This is a genomic window from Cupriavidus nantongensis, from assembly GCF_001598055.1.
GTDB lineage: Bacteria > Pseudomonadota > Gammaproteobacteria > Burkholderiales > Burkholderiaceae > Cupriavidus > Cupriavidus nantongensis.
On the sequence record NZ_CP014845.1, the window covers coordinates 377,950 to 397,860 of the forward strand.

The following is a 19,911-nucleotide window of genomic DNA, read 5'->3' on the forward strand; positions in this document are numbered from 1 at the left end:
TGCGCCGTGGCGCCGAGCCCGCCATCATTCCTACCCCATGACGTCTGGCATTCCCTCGCCGCGAAGCCCCGCACCGGCCTTTGACGAGGCCTGGCTGGCGCGGGCCGCGCAGACCGTGCTGCACGTGTCGGACGGCATCACTTACCTGCAACTGTCGGACCCGGACTCCGGGCTGCGCTGCTTCGCCAGGAGTGCGCCGCTGGCCCACAGCGGGCCACTGCAGGACGAAGCCCGGCTGGCCGCGCGCTTGCAGGCGGACTGGGCCGCGGTGCCGGTGGCCACGCTGCGCAGCGCGGAACGGATGGTGGTGGTGTATGGCGGCGCGCCCGCATCGACCCTCGCCGCGACGCTTGACGATGCCGGGCTCCCCGTCGGCCGCTTCCTCGAGCTTGCCATCGGCGGCGCGCGCGCGCTCGCGGACGCGCATGCGCATGGCCTGCTGCATGGCGATATCAGGCCGGACAACCTGCTCGTCGACGACAGCTCCGACGCCAGCGCCGGCGTGCGCCTGACCGGCTTCGACCATGCCACTGCGCTGGACGCCATGCCGCCCGTCGTGCCGCGCCCCGGCCCCGCATCGTGGCCATACCAGGCGCCCGAAGTCGCCCGCGCCGACCAGGCGCGCATAAGCGCCCGCTCGGACCTGTATTCGTTCGGCGTCACCTGCTACCGGATGCTGACCGGCACGCTGCCGTTCACTGCCGAGTCACCCGCGGCGTGGCAGCACGCCCATCTCGCCGTCGAACCCGTGCCGCCGCATGTGCGCGCAACCGGCATCGCGCCATTGCTGGGGGCGATCGTGCTCCGGCTGCTGGTCAAGGACCCGGCTGAGCGCTATGCCGGCGCCATGTCGCTGCTCGCGGACCTGCTGCGCTGCCAGGCCGACTGGCGCGAACGCGGCGAGATCGCGCCGTTCAGGCTCGATGCCGCGGGCGCGACCCCGACGCTGAACGTGTCCGGCGAGCTCTTTGGCCGCGCGCGCGAAACCGCGCAGCTTGCCGATGCGCTGGCGCGCGTGCGCCACAGCGGCCAGTCCGAGCTGGTGCTGATCGCCGGCGCCGCCGGCACCGGCAAGTCGGCGCTGGCGGCGTGGCTGTCGTGCCAGGCGGGGCAGTACGGCATGCGCTTTGCCAGCGGCAAGAGCGACCAGTTGCAGCTAGACATTCCGTACGCGCCGGTGGCGCAGATGATCCGTGCGCTGACGCTGCCGCTGCTGGGCGAGCCGGAAGCCGCGCTGGCGCCGGTGCGCGAGCGCTGGCTGAATGCGCTCGCGGGGCAGGGCCGGGCCATTGCCGTGCTGGTGCCCGAGGTGGAGCAGGTGCTGGGACGCACCGCGCCGCTGGCCGAAGTGCCGGCCCAGCAGGCGCAGGCGCGCGCGCAGCAGGCCATCCTTGCCACCTTTGCCACCTTTGCCGACCAGGGCGCGCCGCTGGTGCTGTGCTTCGATGACCTGCAATGGGCCGATGCGTCGACCATCGCGCTGCTCGAGGCCTTCACCACGCAGCGCCCGGGCAACCTGCTGCTGATCGCCGCCTACCGCGACCACGGCAATGAGGTCGAGCAGCGCTTCTCGTGGCTGCTGCACGCCAGCCGCGCCGGCGCGCTGCCGGTCACGCGCATCGCCGTGCGGCCCCTGGCCGTGTGGGAACTGACCGAGCTGGTAGCGGCCGCCCTCAACGAGCCGGCGCCGCGCGTCGAAGCGCTGGCGCAGCTGGTGCATGCCAAGACCGGCGGCAATCCGTTCTTCTCGTACCAGCTGTTGCGCGCGCTGGTCGACGACGGCGTGCTGGCCTACCGCGAGGCCTACCGCGACCAGCGCGCCGGCTGGCACTGGGACGAGGCCGATGCCGCGCAGCATCGCTACACCGACAGCGTGACCGACCTGATGACCCGGCGCTTCGCGCGCCTGCCGGAAGCGGGTACGGAACTGCTCAGGCAGCTGGCCTGCGTGGGCATACGCTGCGAGCGGAGCCTGCTTGCGTGCGTGGCGCAACTCGATGCGGCGCAGCTCGACGAGCGGCTGCGCCCCTTCGTCGATGCCGGCCTGCTGGTACGGACCGAAGACGGCTATGCGTTCCAGCATGACCGCGTGCTCGAAGCCGCGTACGCCATGATCGCGCCGCGCGAGCGCCCGGCCGCGCATGCGCGCATCGCGGGCATCATGATCGAGCACTGGCAGGGCGCGCTGGCCGCGCATGCCTTCGAGGTCGGCAGCCAGATCGAGCGCGCCGCCGGCCAGCCGCTGCCGGAGCCGCAACGCGTGGCCTTCGTGCAGGTGCTGCTGGTGGCCGCCAGGCGCGCCCGGCGCAGCGCGGCGATGGCGCAGGCGACGCGCTATACCGACGCGGCGTTCGCGCTGATGCAGCCGTCATGGTGGACCACGCACTGCGCGCTGGCCTATGCCGCCAGCGTGCTGCACTGCGAATGCCTGCTGGCGCAGGCGCGGCTGGAGCCGGCCTCGCAGGAGATCGACGCGCTGCTCGCGCGCGAGCTGCCGCCGGTGGACAAGGCCGCCGTGCACCGGCTCAAGGCCAGCCTGCAGACCGTGCGCTCCGACTACGAGGGCGCGATCAACGCCGCGCTGTCGGGGCTGGCGTTGCTCGATATCCACCTGGAGCGCGGTCCCAGCCCGGCGCACATGCGCGCGGCCTACGACGCGGTGAAGCGGGCGCTGGGCGGGCGCTCCATCGACAGCCTGGGCCGGTTGCCCGCCACCGAGGACAGCCGCATCCAGACCATCATGGGGCTGCTGTCGACGCTGATCTCGTCGCTGTTCGTGCGCGACGGCATCAGCTTCCTGCACGTGGCCAAGATGGTGGAGCTGACGCTGGAGCACGGCGCCACCGCGGAATCGCCGTACGGGCTGTCGTGGTTCGGCGTGTTTATCGCGAGCCTGTACGAGGAATACGAGGACGGCCTGGCCTACGGGCTGGCGGCGATGGACCTGGCCGACCGCCATGGCTACGAGGCCGAGCGCATCGCCACGCTGGTGGCGCTCGACCAGGTCAGCGCCTGGACCCGGCCGCTGTCGTACGCGCTGGCGCAGGCGCAGCGCGCGGTCACGCTGGGGCGCGCGTCCGGCGATATCGGCATGGCGTGCTATGCCTGCAACCATATCGCGTCCGACCTGCTCGCCATGGGCGAGCACCTGCGCCTGGTGGAGGAAGAGATCGGCCGCGGACTGGCGCTGACGCGGCTGGTGCAGTACCGGGATATCGAGCTGATCCTGTATTCGCAGCACCATTTCCTGCACCGGCTGCGCAGCGGCGACGAAGCCGCCCCGCAGGGCGAGGCCGCGCACCAGATGAGCGCGGCGCAGCGGCTGGCTCGTGCCAACTCGCTGCCGACCCGGTTCTGGGTCTGGCTCTACGACGGCATGGCGGCGGTGTTCCGGCAGGAATGGGACCACGCGGTGCGCAGCCTGCGCGAGGCGCAGGCGCTGATCTGGTCGGCGCCGGCCCATATCAACGTCGCGGATTGCCGGCTGTATCTGGCCCTGGCGCTGTCGCACGCGACTGCCGGCGCGGCGCCGGACAGTGTCATGGCCGAGGTGGCTGCGCATCGCGACTGCTTTGCCCGCTGGGCGGCGCTGAACCCGCTGACCTTCCGCGGCAAGCTGGCGCTGGTCGATGCCGAGCTGGCGCGCATGCGCGGCGATCCGCTGCAGGCGCTGGCCGGCTACGAGCAGGCGGCGGCGGATGCCGCCGCAGCCGGATTCGTTCATGAGGCGGCGCTCGCGCACGAGCTCGCCGGCATGCTGTGCGAGGCGCGTGGCCTGCCGACCGCGGCCGCGCAGCACTGGCGCCTGGCCCATGCCGGCTACCGGCGCTGGGGCGCCGACCACAAGGCGATGCTGCTGGAGGCGCGCCATCCGCAACGCGACGCGGCGGGGCACGACCATGGCGGCGCGGACGTCAAGCTCAGCGCGCAGCGCTGGGAGTTGGGCATGAAGGCGGCCAGGGCGTTGTCCAGCGAGATCGTGATGGACCGGCTGATCGAGACGCTGATGACACATGTGGTGGTCCATGCCGGCGCGCAGTACGGCTTGCTGCTGCTGATGCGCGGCGAGCAGCCCATGATCGAGGCCTCGGCACGCGTGCTCGACGGCAAGGTGGCGGTGACGCTGGGCAGCGCGGCGCCGACCGAGCAGGCGCTGCCGCTGGCGGTGCTCAACAGCGTGCTGCGCACCCGGCAGACGCTGGCGCTGGACGATGCCATGGTCGACGCGCCGTCGATCCGCACCCGGGGCGCGATTGCCGGCGGCCTGCGCTCGGTGCTGTGCCTGCCGCTGCTGCGCGGCGGCAGCCTGGTGGGCGTGTTCTACCTGGAGAACAGCCTGGCGCCGGCGGTGTTCGACGCCACCCGTATCGCCGAGCTCGAGGTGCTGGCGCCGCAGGTGGCGATCTCGCTCGAGACCGCGCGCCTGTACCAGCAACTGATCGACGAAAGCAACCGCCGCGTCGCCGCCGAAATGCGGCTGCGCAGCGCCAGCTCGGCACTGGCGCGCACCTCGCACCTGACCGTGATGGGCGGCCTGGCCGCCTCGATCGCGCATGAAGTGAACCAGCCGCTGACCGCCATCGTCGCCACCGTCGACGCCAGCCTGCGCTGGCTGAACCGGCCTCGGCCGGAGGTGGCCGAGGCGCTCGACGGCTTCGCCGACATCAAGCAGTACGCGCTGCGCGCCGCCGATATCATCCGTGCGCTGCGCGCGCTGGCCAGGCAGGCGCCGGCGGTGCTGGCGCCGCTGCATCCCGACGATGTCCTGCGCGAGGTGCTGGAGATGGCGCGCCTGGATATCGACGCGCGCGAGGTCCGGGTCGTTGCACGGCTGGCGGCGGGCGCCGCCGTGGTCGAAGCCGATCGGGTCCAGCTGCAGCAGGTGGTGCTGAACCTGATCACCAACGCGCTCGACGCCATGGCGCAGACCCCGCCCGCGCAGCGCGAGCTGATCGTGACCTCGTACCGCGAGCAGGACAACGTCGTCGTCAGCGTGCAGGACCACGGCGCAGGCATCCCCGACGACGTGCTGGGTCAGGTGTTCGAGCCGTTCTTCACCACCAAGGAAGACGGCATGGGCATGGGCCTGGCCATCTGCCGCTCCATCATCGAGGCGCACGGCGGCACGCTGGAAGTGCGCAACCGGCGCAGCGGCGGCAGCGAATTCATGTTCCGGCTGCCGGTATGCGAGATGTTGCCCGCGGCGAAACCCTGAAAGAACCCCCACCGCGGCGCTGCGGGACGGTGGTTCTCACGCGTCCCGCATCCCCTGCATCACCCGCAGTTCCCGTCCGCCACGCACAGTCCGTGCACCACCATCTCGCCCATGACATCCATCGAGGCCTGGTCGGCGATGGCTTCGCGCAGCGCTTCCAGCGCGGCATCGTGGGCATCGCCGGCCTTGCCGGCCTGCAGCGGGGTGTCGTGCCAGCCCGCGGGATCGCGGCGGGATCGACATCGACCCCGGCCCCCGCGGCCAGCGCCGCCAGCACGGCGCTCTCCGCTTCGGCCAGCGCCTGGGCTGACAGGCCCCTGGTGCTTGCGGAGCCGAAGCCATCGAAGGCCTGGGCCCGCGGGCCGCCCGTCAGCTTCCACAGCGCCAGCTCGGTCAGCGGCGTGCAATTTTTACGAAGCAGCAAGAGCACGCCGGCCTGCCCGGCCACGCCACACCACCAGCAATCCGGCCGTGGCCAGCAGGCCGCCGGCGACCGGCACGGCGCGATAGCCGAGCCCCAGGCTGATGACAGCGCCTCCCAGCGCGGCACCGAGGGCGTTGCCCAGGTTGAAGGCGCCGACGTTGATCGACGAGGCCAATCCCGGCGCTTCCGCCGCCGCTTCCATCACCCGCATCTGCACCGGCGGCACCACGGCGAAGGTCGCTGCGCCCCACAGCAAAAGCCCGAGCGCCGCGGTGACGTGGTGGGCGAGGGCGAAGGGCAGCGCCAGCATGATGACGGCCAGCGCCGACAGCACGATCCTGGTCGCGCCATCGAGCGACCAGTCCGCAAGCCGCCCGCCCACGTGGTTGCCGATGGTGAAGCCAACCCCGATCAGCACCAGCGCGAACGTGACAAAGCTGCCGGAAGCGCCAGTGAGCTCGGCCAGCACCGGCGCGATGTAGGTGTAGAGCGTAAACATCGCGCCCGCGCCCAGCACCGTCGTCGCCAGCGCCAGCAACACATTGGGGCGGGTGAGCACGGCCAGTTCCCGGCGCACATCCGGCGGGGTGCCGCGGTCGCCTTGCGGCAGCGCCAGCCAGAGCGCGACGATGGCAACCAGACCGAGCACGGCGGTGCCGGCGAACGCCAGGCGCCAGCCGACCTGCTGGCCGATCCAGGTTGCCGCCGGCACGCCGCCGATGTTGGCGATGGTCAGGCCCATGAACATGGTGGCCACGGCGCTGGCCTGCTTTTCCTTCGGCACCACGCTTGCCGCCACCACGGCACCGAGGCCGAAGAAGGCGCCGTGGTTCAGGCTGGTGACCAGGCGCGCCGCAAGCAGCGTCGCGTATCCCGGGGCAAGCGCCGACAGCAGGTTGCCGATGGTGAAGATCGCCATCAGCGCCATCAGTGCGGCGCGCTTGCCGAAGCGGCTGAACAACAGGGTCATCACCGGCGCGCCGACCATCACGCCGATCGCATACGCGGTGATCAGCATCCCCGCCGTGGGGATGCTGACGTCGACGCCTTCGGCAATCACGGGGAGCAAGCCCATTGGCGCGAACTCGGTGGTGCCGATGCCGAAGGCACCGATGGCCAGCGCAAGCAGTGCGGTATTCGATTTCATCGTGGCAACCCGCTCAGGCCGCGGCCCGGCCGTCGTAGGCGGGATAGTCGGTGTAGCCCTCGGCACCGCCGCCGTAGTGGAGCGCGCGGTTCGACGCCGCCAGGGGCCAGTCGTTCTGCAGCCGTGCGACGAGGTCGGGGTTGGCAATGAACGGCTCGCCGAATGCCGCCATGTCGATGCGGTCGGCGGCGATCAAGGCCTCGGCGCGCGCGCGCGTCATGCCTCCGGCAAGGATCAGCACGCCCTTGAAGCGGTCGCGGAATTTGGCGAGGAAATCATCCGGCATGGCCGAGCTGCCGCGCGTGCTCTGGTCCATCAGGTGCACGTACGCAATCTTGCGTCCCGACAGCTCATCGGCGAGATGGAGGTAGGTCTCCTCGAGCTCGGCGTAGTGGCCCATGTCGCCGAGGCCGCCATAGGGAGACAGCCGGATGGCGGTGCGATGTGCACCGATGCGCGCTGCCACCGCGTCGATGGCGGCCAGGGCGAAACGGGTGCGGCTTGCCAGCGTGTCGCCGCGGAATTCATCGGTGCGGTCGTTTACGGTCGGGTTCAGGAACTGCTCGATCAGGTAGCCATTGGCGCCGTGCAGCTCGACGCCATCGAAACCGGCCTCGACCGCATTGGCGGCCGCTTCGGCAAAATCGGCGATCACGCCATAGACCTCGCCGGTCGTCAGTGCGCGCGGCACGGAGGCATCGACCGCACCGGGCGTGCCGTCGGCGGTATAGCCCCACGCCTTGGTGTCTTTCGCGACCTGGCCGGTGGCACTGACCGGCTGGATGCCGCCGGGCTGGATCGACACATGGCTCACACGGCCGACATGCCAGAGCTGCGTGAAGATGGTGCCGCCCTTGGCATGGACGGCGTCCGTGACCTTGCGCCAGCCTTCCACCTGTTGCGGCGTGTAAAGGCCTGGGTTGAACAGGAAGCCCTGCGCGCTGGGAGAGATCACCGTGCCTTCGGTCACGATCAGTCCGGCGTCGGCGCGCTGGCTGTAATAGAGCGCGTTGAGGTCGTTGGGCACCCCGTCCGGATTGCGGGAACGGGTCAGCGGTGCCATGGCGATCCGGTTGGCGAGCTGGCGCTCGACCAGGGTGAAGGGCTTGAACAGTAGACTCATTTGGAGAACCTCGATCAGGAAGGGCACCGCCGTCGGCAGCGTGGCCGCAGGGTGCAGGCGTGCTTCGATGGACCGAAGTTTGCGCGGTTTATATTTGTTGAGTAAGCCTTGTATCGGTCAAATACTTTTGAGTCAGTTTCAAGAATAGGACCCCGTCCGAATGCGCCGGGGAGGGCAAGGCCTGCACCGGCGCGCCCGCGCGCATCGCCGCCAGCGTTTCATCCCGGACACATACCTCGGTCATCCTTCGAGCCGATTTTCCATTCCATTCCCGCCACCTAGATTGGGTTCATCGATGGCGCCTTCGCAGCCGTCGACCTTTACGACCGCAGAGTCCGAGCAAGGGGAGCCCATGAAAAACGCCCACATCAGAATGGCCGCCGTGCCATTCGCCTGCCTTGTCATCACGCTTGCCGGCTGCGGCGGTGGCGGAGGGGGCGACTCCCCGTCTACCAGCGCCGCCGCCAGCCCGGGCACTTCGACCGGCACGTCGCCCGGCACGTCCACTGGTACTTCGCCAGGCACAACCACCACGCCGACTACGCCCGCTCCGGCCGCGGCGACCACCAGTGCCATGCTGTCCGGCACCACCGATCCCGGGCCCGAGATCGGCAAGGACGGCGACTATTACCTGAACACCGTGACGTGGATGATGTTCGGGCCCAAGGCCAATGGCGTGTGGCCCGCCGGGGTTTCGTTGGCGGGTCCCGGCGGCAATACCGGTGCGGCGGGAAGCACCATCCTGTCCGGCTCGGTCGATCCGACGGACAGCGTCGGCAACAACGGCGATTACTACATCAACACCTCGACCTCGACGCTGTTCGGCCCCAAGGCCAACGGCACGTGGCCGGCGGGTGTGCCGCTCGGCAGCGCCACCGGCACGCCGCCACCCAGCGGCGGCACGGTGCTGTCGGGAACCGGCGCGCCGGCGAACAGCCTCGGCAACAACGGCGACTACTACCTCGACACCAGCACCTGGACGTTGTACGGGCCAAAGGCTGACGGTGTCTGGCCGGCCGGCGTCTCGCTGGTCAGCCAGCCAGGCGGCAGCGGTGGCACGGGTGGCACCGGTGGCACCGGTGGCACCCCGATTGGCAATGGCGGCCATGTCCTGTACGGCAGCGGCGCACCGACCGACGACATCGGCGTGGACGGCGACTTCTATTTCGATACCACCACGTGGACGATGTACGGGCCCAAGCAGGGCGGCAAGTGGCCGACCACGGGTGTGACCATGGCAAACGGCACCGTCTACAACGGCAACTTCAACGTGCCGGATACGCTCAGCCGCGGCCGCTATGCGATGACCGGCGCCGGCGGGTCGGTGCCGTTGCCGTCGGACTTCGGGGTCGTGATCCCCTACGATTGCACGCGCGTCACGCTTACGGCGAGCACGCTGGGCAAGGTGCAGGGCACGCTCGATATCTCGGTGCACAAGGTGACCGGTTCCGGGGCTTCAGTCGTGCTCGCACAGGTCAGCAACCTGAGCTGCAAGATCACCAATGGCCTGCAGAACTGCAGCAAGGAGGCGCTGGCCGGGACGGTTACGCATGGCGACAAGCTGCAGGTACAGGTCGACAACAACCAGGCTACCGACTGGGGTGGCCTTGCCGTGAACCTCGCCTGCATCAAGTAGGCGGAACCGGCGGCGGGGGGCATGGTCTCCCGCCGCCATCTTCTGCGCAGATAGCAGGCGGCGTGAAGCCGGTGAAGGCGTGGGCAGGCCACGCCGCGCCGGACGGGAGGATCGCGCCGATCCTGCATTCCAGGCTGCGCCCGGGCAGCGAAGCATGCTTCGCCTGATCCCGCACCCCAGGCCGGCCCCGCGCGAAGCGCGGTTCGCCGCCGGCCGCCGGGGACGTTCCCAATATCTTGCCTTTTCAGGGACTTAGACGTTCTGTGCGGGCTGGCACGCCGCGTGCACAAGCTGGGCACGCGAGTTCCGCTGCGGCTCGCCAAACCTAACCTGAAAGGAGCTGCAAATGCACGATATCGGGACTTCCAGGCCGGGCGGTTGGGGCACCGGCTACAACGAGCTCGAACAGGAGCTGGCCTCGGAGCTGATGGAGGCGGGCGAGCTGGGCCAGGAACTCGGCGGCATGGCGACTGAGTTCGAAGGCGAATTCGAGGGCGAGGGGGAATTCGAGAACGAGTTCGAGCAAGAGGTCTCCGGCGAGATGCAGGAGATGGAACTGGCGGCGGAGCTGCTGGCTGTCAACAGCGAACAGGAAATGGAGCAGTTCCTGGGCGGCCTGGTGCGCTCGGTAGGACGCGCCGCCAGCAGCTTTGCCAGGTCGTCGGCGGGCAAGGCGCTGGGCGGCATCCTGCGCTCGGCGGCCAAGGCGGCGCTGCCGGTGGTGGGCAGCGCGCTCGGCAACCTGGTGGTGCCCGGCGCGGGCGGTGCGATCGGCGGCAAGCTGGCCAGCATGGCCGGCAGCGCGCTCGGCCTTGAGCTCGAGGGCCTGAGCAACGAGGACCGCGAATTCGAGGTGGCGCGCCGCGTGGTCCGCATCGGCCAGCAGGCAACCCGCAACCTGCTGACCATGCCGCGCAACGTGCCGCCGTCGCGCGCCGCGCGCGCGGCATTCCTGCAGGCTGCGCGCCAGGTGGCGCCGGGCCTGCTGCCCGCCATGCGCACGATTTCGCAGAACGGCGTGGCGGCGGCGCGGCAGATGGGCACGGCGCCGATCTTCGGGCCGGCGGCCAGCGGCACTGCCGGGGCGCAGCCGGTGGCCAGCCTTGCCGCGGCGGTGCGCGCTCCGTATGCGGGCTATGCCAACGGTGGTACGGCGCCGTGCCCGTCGTGCGGCAACGGGCTGGCTGCGCAAGGCGGCGTGGGCCCGGCGGCGCTGCCGCTGGGCGGGCAATGGCGGCGCTCGCGCAACGGGCGCGCGCTGATCCTGTACCTGGCACCGCCACGGCCGATGTTCTGAACCGCCCCCGTCTGCTTTCGACATTCGCGATTCCACTCCGAGGCCGCCGTCATGAACGCTTGCGCCAACGCCCTGCGGTTGCTGGAACAGGAGGTGCTCGGCATCCGCGCCCGCCTGGACGCGCAGCTGCCCTACGCGCTGCAGATGCCGATGGTCCCCGCCGCCAATATCAGCGACGAAGCCATGAGCGCCATCGAGCGCCATATGCAGGCGGCGCGGCACCAGCTGCGCCGGCGCATCGGGCGCTTCCTCGGCGCGCTGCGGGCTGCGCGGCCGGAGCCCGCTGCGGTGGCGCGCGCACAGCGGCGCTACGCCATGCTCAAGCTGTATTTCCATGCCGCGCTGACGCATTTCGAGATCTTTGCCGAAGTGCTGACGCAACGCAGCCAGCATGGCACCGGCGTCTGGCTGGCGGGGCTGGACGTGGCCGCGCGCGACGGGCTGCTGCAGCCCGGCGTGGCGATCGATCTGCCGCAGGTGATCTGCTATGTCGAGCGCGGCCATGGCGGCGCGATCCGGCGGGCGCGCACGCGCTTGCCTGGTGGCGGCGCCAATCCGGTGGCGGTGATCCGCATGCCGCGCGAGCGCATGGTCGGCACCGGCCTGGCGGCGTCACTGTTCCACGAGGTGGGGCACCAGGCGGCGGCGCTGCTGGACCTGGCCAATGCGTACCGCCGTGCCGCCGCAGGCGACGGCCAGCAGGGACTGCGGTTGGTGTCCGGCGGCGCCGGTGCGATGCCAGCAGCGAGACTTGCAGCCAGACCTGCGGCGACCGCGCCGCCGCAGGTCTGGCGCGCCTGGGAGCGCTGGATCAGCGAGATCGTCGCCGACCTGTGGGCGGTGTCGCGGGTGGGCATCACCGCCACCTGCGGGCTGATGAGCGTGGTCAGCCTGCCGCGCGCCTTCGTGCTGCGCATCAACCTCGACGATCCGCATCCGGCGCCGTGGATCCGCGTGAAGCTGTCCGTGGCGATGGGGCGGGCGTTGTATCCGCACCCGCAATGGGATGCGCTCGAGCAGGTGTGGGAACGGCTCTATCCGCGCTGGCAGATGAGCGCCGGGCAACGGCGCGCGTTCGCGCAGCTGGACCAGTCGATCCCGGCGTTCGTGGCCAGGCTGCTGGCGTTGCGCGCGCCGCGGCTTGGGGGGCGCACGCTGGGCCAGGCGCTGCGGCTGCCCGGCCGCGATCCCGCCAACCTGTTGCGGCTGTGGCGCCTGGTGCGGTCGCGCCCGCACCAGTACCTGGCCGATACCCCGACGCTGGCGTTCGCGGTGCTGGGGCAGGCCCGCTACAGCGGTCTGCTTGCGCCCGACGTCGAACTGCGCACCATCTCGGCCTTGCTGCAGCGCTGGGCATTGGCCGGCTATCTGCCCTGGAGCGCCGGCAGCGCGCAGCTGAGCGAGGCGCTCAACCAGCGACGGCAGCCGCTGCGCATGCCAGTCGCGGCCTACGCGTGATTTGCTGAAGGAGAACGTGATGAACACGAACACGGAATCGGGTCGCGTGGAGTACGCGCTGGTGCCGACAGGCAATACCGACGGTGACTGGCACTATGACTTCACCAGGCTGGCCGAAGGCCAGAAATACCTGAAGCTGGCGGTGTACGCCAGCGAAGGCGAGCCGCGCGAGATGGAGCAGCTGCGCCTCAAGCCCGGCAAGGAGGCCAGGCTGGAGATCCGCGTCGGGCCCTCGCCAGCCTGGGGCCAAAGGGAAGAGGGGCTGCCCGCCGCGCTCGCCGAGGTCGCGCACACCATGCGCAAGCTGGCGGCGCTGGGTATTCCGGACGATCTGCTGTTCGACGCTGCCGCGAAGCTGGGCGGCCGGCGCGAGGTCACCGTGCGGGGCCGGCTGAAGGCGCCGCCGTATCCTGACGCCGGTGAGGGCGCCGAACCGCAAGGCGACGATACGAGCGCCGCGGGGTTCGACACGATCGGCGAGCGTTCCGGCCCGGTGGGCGTGAAGGACTACCGTGAGCCGTCATTCAGCCTCAAGCGCACCTCGCGCGACCTGACGGCGGACTGGGCGCTGTGGCTGCTGATCAAGCGCAACGCCGAAATGCTGAGCTGGGACAACTACGCGCGCCAGGTGGACCTGCTGTTCTTCGGTACCAGCCCGCTGCCGGCCCGCCCGGGCGCACCCGGCGGCCCGGCGCTGTACGACGAAGCCGCGCGACTTAGCCGGCGCCGCTTCCTGCCGTTCTCCGACACCGATGCCTATCGCGCGCTGAAGGTGGCCACCGAGGCCTTCGTGGTGACGTGGGGCGCCGTGGTGCCCTCCGCGCGCGACAGCGACACCATCGCCAGGCTGCTGCGGACCGACCTCGCGGCTATCCATCTGGCCAATGACCGGCTCGGGCTGAACCTGGAGCCGGCGCATGTGGACGAGATCGCCGGCCAGTATTTCGGCAAGGGCGCGACGCCCACGCTGCCCTACCTGGAGCGCGTGGTGCAGGGGCTGCAGGGCACCGATGCGGGGCGCACCGTCGATGGCATGCGCGAGTCCATCGCGCGTTCCGGCGCGGCGGAACAGCCGGGCACGCATGGCGCAACACATCCCGCCGGGCATCTGGCCGAGCCGCTGTCGAGCTCGCGCGAACTGGTGCCGCGCGACGACGGCCCGTGCGGCGATGGCTGCCTGTGGCTGCAGCACTGGAACAACGACATCTCGGCCAAGCTGAGCGCGCCGCCGCTGATCGAACTGATCTGGAGCTACTGGATGGAGGAGCTGCAGCTGGTGCAGACCATGAACGCCATCTCGCGCCGCTTCCAGAACCTGTCCGGCGGGCCCAGGGATCCGCTCAACCAGCTCGAGCTCGATCCGCTGCGGCCGGTGAGCAACATCATCTGGGGCTGGGTACAGGACGAGCAGCATCGCCTGCCGATCGAGCGGCGCGCGGCCGAGTACCTGCACGAGTATGGCTTCCGCCTGTTCGGGCGCGCGGTGCCGCGCATCCAGCCGGCCGACAGCCGCAGCAAGTTCCTGGGCGCGTTCCACACGCTGCTGAACCTGTGCGTGCCGTTCTTCCGGCAGGCCGACGATACCACCGTGGTGCCGGACGGCTTCCCGCTGCTGAACGCGCTGCGCGAGGTGCACCTGATCCTGTCGGAGGGCGCGCATAACCAGTTTGGCGACCTGCCGACCACCTCGCGCATCGAGATGATGATGCAGCAGTGGATCCTGGCGCGGCCGGAGTTCCGCGAGTTCCTGCCGCGGCGCTCGATGATCGCGTATCCGGAGCCATGGATGCACTCGGTGGAAAGCATGCGCAAGCTGCAGGGGTGGGGCGATACCAATACCTACCAGTTCTGGCAGCTGGCCACCACCGGCGAACAGATCGTGTCGTCGATCCGCTGGAGCGACTGGAATTCGGTCACCGATCCGTCCAATGCGGCGAACTGGGCAGCGTATTTCCGCCCCGAGATCCAGACCTATATCCACTCGTACCGGGCCGTTACCGGCGTGGACATCGGTGCCGAGCCGGTCGACGTGCAGGTGCCGGGCATGCACCTGCTGCGCCGGCTGCAAGAGCACCGCGGTGCGCGGGTGGCCTGAGCGCGGCCCCGCGGGAACGGCAGGGACAGCGAGCACAGGCGACAGGAGAGGCAGGCGGCCATGATCGATTTCGCGTCGGCGCTCTACCTGGGCATGTCGCATCCCGCCGCGCAACTGGGCAGCTATGCGGCGCTGACGACCGGCACGCCCGCCGCGCTGGCGGTGTCGCCGCTGGCCGGCAAGCTGGCGGCGCAGGCGGCGGCGCTGCAGGGTTGCGAGGCAGGCCTGGCCGGGCCGTCGACGCTGCATCTGTCGCTCGACCTGTTCGACCGGCTCGGCCGCACGCATGCGCTGGTGGCGGATGACACCCTCTATCCGGTGATGCGCTGGGGGCTCGAGCGGGTGCGCGGGCTCGGCGCACCGGTCACGCTGTTCCGCCATGCCGACCTGGCCGACCTGGCGCGGCGCTTGCGCCAGGGCACCGGCACGCGCCCACCCGCGGTGGTGACCGACGGCACGCGCCGTGAAGGCGCGCCGGTGGCGCTGCGCCGTTATCTGGCCCTGGTGCGCGAGCGTGGCGGCCTGGTGGTGGTCGACCACACGCAGCTGCTGGGACTGGCCGGCGCGCAACCCGGGCCGGGACGTCCCTGGGGCAGCGGCGGTGGCGGACTGCTGCGTTACGCGGGCCTGGCGCCCGCCGAGCCGGTGCTGCTGCTGGCATCGTGGGCCAAGGCCTTCGGTGTGCCGCTGGCCACGCTGTGCGGCCCCGCCGCGCTGGTGGGCGAGATCGCCCGCGACGGCCCGACCCAGGCCCATTGCAGCGCTGCCTCGCAGGCCGCGCTGCTGGCCGGGCTGAACGCGCTGGCGCGCAATCACCGCGACGGCGATGCGCTGCGGGCGGCGTTGCTGGAGCGGGTGCGGCGCTTGCGGCGGGGTTTGCGCTGGCTGGCGCAGCGCCGCTTGCCGGACCTGCAGGTCAGCGTGCCATTGCACCCCATGCAGCAATTGCGGCTGGGGTCTGCCGGGCGCACGCGCGCGCTGCACGCGGGGCTACGCGCCGCCGGATTCCGCACGGCGTTGCTGCGGCAGGCCGAAGGGCGCTGCGCCGTGGCGGTGGTGGTGCGTGCCACGCACGCGCCGCAAGAGATTGACGGTCTGCTGGCGGCGCTTGCCTTGCTGGCGGGCCAGCCGGCCGTGCCGCGCGGGCATGCGCCGCCGGCCTATCGGGAGAGCCTCCATGTTCAAGACTGCGGAAGGTGAAACACTGGAACTGGCGCCATGGCGCATGCGGCGGCTGCTGCGGCTGCTGGCGGAGGTGCGCCGCTACCCGGCCGGCACGCCGCCGCAGGCGCTGCTGACCGACCTGCGCCAGCTGGTGGCCCGTGCACGGCGCATCGGCACGCCGTCGCGCCGCGGCACGGCGCGGTACGAGAGCCGGCTCGATAGCGGCGGCGCGTGTTGCCGTGCCTGCCTGCTGGCCCGGCGGCAGGCGGGGCGCCTGTCGCTGGTCGGGCTCAGCCTGGACCGGTGGCACGCGCCTGCGAGCCCGTACGAGAGCGAGTCAGCGCTTGCCGGACTGGTGTTCGAGTCCGCGCCCAAATCCGCCAACGTGACGCTGCAATGGCGGCGCTGGCCCAGCCTGGACGCCGCCGCGCGCGCCACGCGCGGCGCTGGCGTCTACCTGTTCCAGCGCGGTGCGACGCCAGTCTACGTCGGCACGAGCGACAGCCTGCCGGTGCGGTTGGGCGTGCATGGCTGGTACCACGCGCGCCAGGGCAGCGCACGGGCCGGCGCCGCGTGCGCGTGCGCGCCGCCGCTGACGGTATGGACCGCCAACGTGGACAATGCCGCCGAGCGCGCGGCGGTCGAGCACGCCATCGTGCGCACGCTTGCCAACAAGGGCTTCGCGCTGGCCAATGACAAGCTGCGCGGCACGGTCACCGTGGGCAGCAGCGGCCTGTCGATCCGCAACCTGGTCCCGGCCGGCATCCTTGGCGCCGGCAATGACCTGCAGTACGGGCCCGGCCAGCGCTTCGAGCTGTCGCGATGATCGTCGATTTCCATGTCCATGCCGGGCAGGGCGACGGCATGACGGGGCCGTGGGACACCACCGCGCCGCTGGCCGACTATGTTCGGCGCGCGCGCCAGGCCGGCATCGCGCATTCGGTGCTGCTGCCCGTGTTCCAGTCGGACTACGTGCGCGGCAACCGCGACGTGGCGGCGCTGGCACGCGCCGATCCCGGGCGCTTTACCGGCTTTGCCATGGTCCATGCCGAACGCGATCGCGACCGCGTGCATCGCATGATCGACGAAGCCGTGCTGCGGCTGGGCCTGCGCGGCATCAAGGTGCACCGGCACGACGCCCCGATCCACCGGCAGGTCTGCGATGCCGCGCGCCGCTGGCGGCTGCCGGTGCTGTACGACCCCGGCGGCGAGACCGGTGCGCTGCGCCTGCTGGCACAGACCCATCCCGAGGTGGCGTTCGTGTTCGCGCACCTGGGCAGCTTTGCCGACGACTGGGCGGCGCAGCGGCAAGTGGTGGACCTGATCGCGCGCTATCCCAACCTGTTTGCCGATACCTCGGGCGTGCGGCGTTTCGACGTGCTGGAGGAAGCGTTCCGGCGCGCCGGCCCCGGCAAGCTGCTGTTCGGTTCCGACGGCCCATGGCTGCACCCCGGCCTGGAACTGGCCAAGCTGCGTGCCCTGCGTCCCACGCCCGACGCATTTGCGCGCATGGCGGGTGGCAATGCCTTGCGCCTGCTGGCGCGGGTAGCGTTGCCGCCGCCAACGTCCATCAGAAACAGCGCGCGCATCGGCCTGCGCTTCACGCCGACGGCGCGGGCCGCACTTGCCGCCGCAACTGCAGCGCCCGCGGCGTGACCTGCAGCAGCTCCGCCGCGCGGCTGGTGCAGCCGTGGCGGCTCTCGGCTACCTGAACCGCCATCGATTCGGCGATCTGGCCAATGTTTTTCAGGCCAAGCCCGGCGTCTAGCGCGCCTTCGATGGCATGCCGCAGCGCTTCCGGCCAGGGGTTGTCGATGTCGGACTCGAGTTCGGCACGCATCCCCGGCAAGGGGCCGTCGAGCCCACCGGTGCTGATCACCTGGAAGCCGCGCTGGCGCTCGGCCAGGCGCGACACCACATTGCGCAGTTCGCGCACATTGCCCTGGTAGTCGCGCGTCGCCAGGTAATGCATGACCTCCGGCATCACCAGCGGCAGGCCCGGCCCGGTGCTGCCCAGGCTCTCTGCGAGGAAATGCCGCACCAGCAGCGGGATATCGTCGCGGCGATCGGCCAGCGAGGGCGCGCGCACGATCCACTGGGTAATGCGGAAGTACAGGTCGCTGCGAAACCGGCCGGCCTGCACCTCGGCCTCCAGGTCGCGGTTGGTCGCGCACGTCAGCCGGAAATCCGACTTGCGCCAGCTATCCTCGCCCACGCGCTTGTACATGTGTTCCTGGATCACGCGCAGCAGCCGTGCCTGCAGCGGCAGCTGCAGCTCTCCGACTTCATCGAGGAACAACGTGCCGCCATCCGCCATTGCCACCGCGCCGTCGCGTGCCGATACGGCGTGGGTGAAGGCGCCTTTGGCATGGCCAAACAGCTCGCTGCCCGACAGCTCCGGGCTCAGCGTGGTGCAATCCACCACGACAAAGGGAGCGCGATGGCGCTCCGGATCCAGATCGTGGATCAGCCGCGCCAGCAATTCCTTGCCGCACCCGCTTTCGCCCAGCAGCAGGCAAGTGCCGCGGCCATAGCGGCCGACCTGCGCCACCGCGCGCAAGGTGGCGCGCCATGCCGGCGAGTCGCCGACGGCGCGCTCGCGCAGCCACTGTGCATCCAGCACGTCCTCGATCTCGGCCAGGCGGCGCAGGCGCAAGGCCAGTTCTGTCAGCAGCGCGCCATGGTCCGGTGCGCAGACCAGGTCGCACAGCGCTGCCGGCCACCATGCCTCCGGGATGCAATGGCAACGGGTGGCGGCGGTGCATCCGGCGATAAAGGCGTCGGCGCGCGGCTCGGCGCGCAGCCAGCGCTGCGCGGCCTCGGTGACGCGATTGCCGTCGGCCACCACCAGCACGGCCAACATGCCGCGCGCGTTCTCGTCCAGCGGCACCTGGTCGGGCAGGCCATGCTCATGCAAATCGCGCTCGAGCCTGGCACGATCGTCGTGATACAGCACTACGCGCATCTTGCCCCCGCACGAAAGGGAGATCATCGGCAGCGCGGTGCGGTGCGGGGCGAGTTATCTGCACATGCCAGGCATCGCGTCGCCGCCGGCCGGGTTCAGGCAGGGGGCAGCGGGTGTCGGTAGCGCTGAGGCCGTCGGCGGCGTGACGCCGCGGACGCGTCGGAGAGGATAGCCAGGCCGGGGCAGGCCTGTGCATGCAGCCAGTTGCCGGAGCATCGCCTGCCTGCGAGGGTAACCTGAATTGGCCGCATGGAAGCCCCCCTTAGTTTTTGTCTCAGAATACTAGTCAGCGGCGGCGGGGCAGGCAATATGAAGTTAATTTAAGACTGAGATGCTGCGGCGTTACTGGCGCACGGAGAGGTGGGAACACGGCGTTTGTACCGGTGCAACGCCTACGGCAACCGCAAATCCCACAACACGTCCAGTACGTGTTGCGTGGAGCGCTCAACGTAACCCGCACGACAGGCAAGACCGAGCCGTCGCCACAACGCCGGCCGCAGCGGACGCATGACAATGCGACGGTCGGGCAATGGCGTAGTGGCTTCATGCGGCAACAGCGCTGCGCCATAACCTGCCGCTACCAGGCTCTTGATCGCGTCGTTGTAGTTCAGCTGAATGCGCGGTGCGGGATGGTGGCCGGCGGTCGCGAACCACTCCGTCGTCAGGCGCGACAGGCGCGTGGTCGCGTCATTGAGGATGAGCGGTTGGGCGGCCAGCCATTCCGGGGTAACGCGGGCCGGACAGCGCCAGTGCGCCGGCACAAAGGCCATCACCGGGTCGCGGCGCCAGGGCTTTATCACCAGTCCGGCCACCGGCGGCTGAGGCAGCGCGACCACGCCGATATCCAGCGTTCCATCCACCAGCCGGGACAGGGTTTCTTCCGAAGTATGCACGGCAATCTGGATGTCGATGGCGGGATGGTGCTCGCGCAGGACCTCCAGCGCTTGCGGCAGCAGGTGCGCGATCACGCCCGTTGACGCGCCGAGTCGCGCACGCCCTTCGAGCCCGTCCACCTGGCGCTGAATATCGTCCAGCGCCTGCTCCGCGTCGGCCAGCAGCCGGCGCGCGCGCTCCACCAGCACCGCGCCGACAGGGGTTGGCCCCACATGGCCGCGCTTGCGAATCAGCAGTGGCGCCCCGATGCGGTCTTCGAGTTCGGCGATGTGAAGGCTGACCGTCGGTGGCGCCAGGTGCAAGGCGCGCGCCGCATCGGCAAAGGAATTGCGGTCGGCAACGGCGACCAGGGTGCGCAAGCGGTCCAGGCTGATCTCTCGCATGACGAAGTCCGGATTCAGGAAAGCTGAATGTTTTCGTTATGAAATTCAACTTTCTCTATTCTAGTCGCCCCCGCAACATAGGGACTCCGTTTCACCTGTTCACCCCCACA

Annotated in this window: 13 protein-coding genes; 8 read left to right on the forward strand and 5 right to left on the reverse strand. The window is 70.3% G+C overall.

Going from position 1 to position 19,911, the window contains the following annotated elements:
• Positions 1 to 37: 37 nt before the first annotated feature.
• Entirely contained in the window at positions 38 to 5,215 is a 5,178-nt protein-coding gene (locus A2G96_RS23075) for a trifunctional serine/threonine-protein kinase/ATP-binding protein/sensor histidine kinase (protein WP_062802550.1), read from the forward strand.
• Positions 5,216 to 5,625: 410 nt separating this feature from the next.
• Here the strand turns inward: A2G96_RS23075 and A2G96_RS23080 are convergent, their stop codons facing one another.
• The 3 genes from A2G96_RS23080 to A2G96_RS34160 form a co-directional block, all read right to left on the reverse strand.
• Positions 5,626 to 6,786: an MFS transporter gene (locus A2G96_RS23080; RefSeq protein ID WP_062802551.1), complete on the reverse strand. Its 1,161-nt coding sequence runs from the start codon at positions 6,784 to 6,786 to the stop codon at positions 5,626 to 5,628.
• A 13-nt stretch (positions 6,787 to 6,799) separates the two neighbouring features.
• On the reverse strand, positions 6,800 to 7,909 hold the full coding sequence (locus A2G96_RS23085) for an alkene reductase (protein WP_062802552.1): 1,110 nt from the start codon (positions 7,907 to 7,909) through the stop codon (positions 6,800 to 6,802).
• A gap of 240 nt (positions 7,910 to 8,149) precedes the next feature.
• Complete coding sequence (locus A2G96_RS34160) at positions 8,150 to 8,485, reverse strand: hypothetical protein (protein ID WP_231909726.1); 336 nt, start codon at positions 8,483 to 8,485, stop codon at positions 8,150 to 8,152.
• Between A2G96_RS34160 and A2G96_RS23090 the strand changes: the two genes are divergently transcribed.
• The 7 genes from A2G96_RS23090 to A2G96_RS23120 all read left to right on the forward strand — a co-directional run bounded on the left by A2G96_RS23090 (position 8,484) and on the right by A2G96_RS23120 (position 17,215).
• Positions 8,484 to 9,545: a hypothetical protein gene (locus A2G96_RS23090; RefSeq protein WP_231909727.1), complete on the forward strand. Its 1,062-nt coding sequence runs from the start codon at positions 8,484 to 8,486 to the stop codon at positions 9,543 to 9,545. The two genes, A2G96_RS34160 and A2G96_RS23090, sit on opposite strands and share 2 nt — an antisense overlap.
• Positions 9,546 to 9,891: 346 nt before the next feature.
• Positions 9,892 to 10,842 carry a hypothetical protein gene (locus tag A2G96_RS23095; RefSeq protein WP_062802554.1) on the forward strand — a complete coding sequence of 317 codons (951 nt, stop codon included), beginning with the start codon at positions 9,892 to 9,894 and terminating at the stop codon, positions 10,840 to 10,842.
• Between the two features lie 51 nt (positions 10,843 to 10,893).
• Complete coding sequence (locus tag A2G96_RS23100; RefSeq protein WP_062802555.1) at positions 10,894 to 12,300, forward strand: hypothetical protein; 1,407 nt, start codon at positions 10,894 to 10,896, stop codon at positions 12,298 to 12,300.
• A 19-nt stretch (positions 12,301 to 12,319) separates the two neighbouring features.
• A complete protein-coding gene (locus tag A2G96_RS23105; RefSeq protein ID WP_062802556.1) occupies positions 12,320 to 14,395 on the forward strand; it encodes a hypothetical protein in 2,076 nt (691 codons plus the stop codon).
• Between the two features lie 60 nt (positions 14,396 to 14,455).
• Entirely contained in the window at positions 14,456 to 15,595 is a 1,140-nt protein-coding gene (locus A2G96_RS23110) for an aminotransferase class I/II-fold pyridoxal phosphate-dependent enzyme (RefSeq protein WP_062802557.1), read from the forward strand.
• Positions 15,573 to 16,385 carry a hypothetical protein gene (locus tag A2G96_RS23115; protein WP_062802558.1) on the forward strand — a complete coding sequence of 271 codons (813 nt, stop codon included), beginning with the start codon at positions 15,573 to 15,575 and terminating at the stop codon, positions 16,383 to 16,385. The genes A2G96_RS23110 and A2G96_RS23115 overlap by 23 nt, the downstream gene beginning before the upstream one ends.
• Positions 16,382 to 17,215: an amidohydrolase family protein gene (locus A2G96_RS23120; protein ID WP_062802559.1), complete on the forward strand. Its 834-nt coding sequence runs from the start codon at positions 16,382 to 16,384 to the stop codon at positions 17,213 to 17,215. The genes A2G96_RS23115 and A2G96_RS23120 overlap by 4 nt, the downstream gene beginning before the upstream one ends.
• Here A2G96_RS23120 and A2G96_RS23125 read toward each other — a convergent pair.
• On the reverse strand, positions 17,160 to 18,551 hold the full coding sequence (locus A2G96_RS23125; RefSeq protein WP_231909728.1) for a sigma 54-interacting transcriptional regulator: 1,392 nt from the start codon (positions 18,549 to 18,551) through the stop codon (positions 17,160 to 17,162). The two genes, A2G96_RS23120 and A2G96_RS23125, sit on opposite strands and share 56 nt — an antisense overlap.
• 365 nt (positions 18,552 to 18,916) lie before the next feature.
• Positions 18,917 to 19,801: a LysR family transcriptional regulator gene (locus A2G96_RS23130; protein WP_062802560.1), complete on the reverse strand. Its 885-nt coding sequence runs from the start codon at positions 19,799 to 19,801 to the stop codon at positions 18,917 to 18,919.
• Positions 19,802 to 19,911 lie beyond the last annotated feature (110 nt).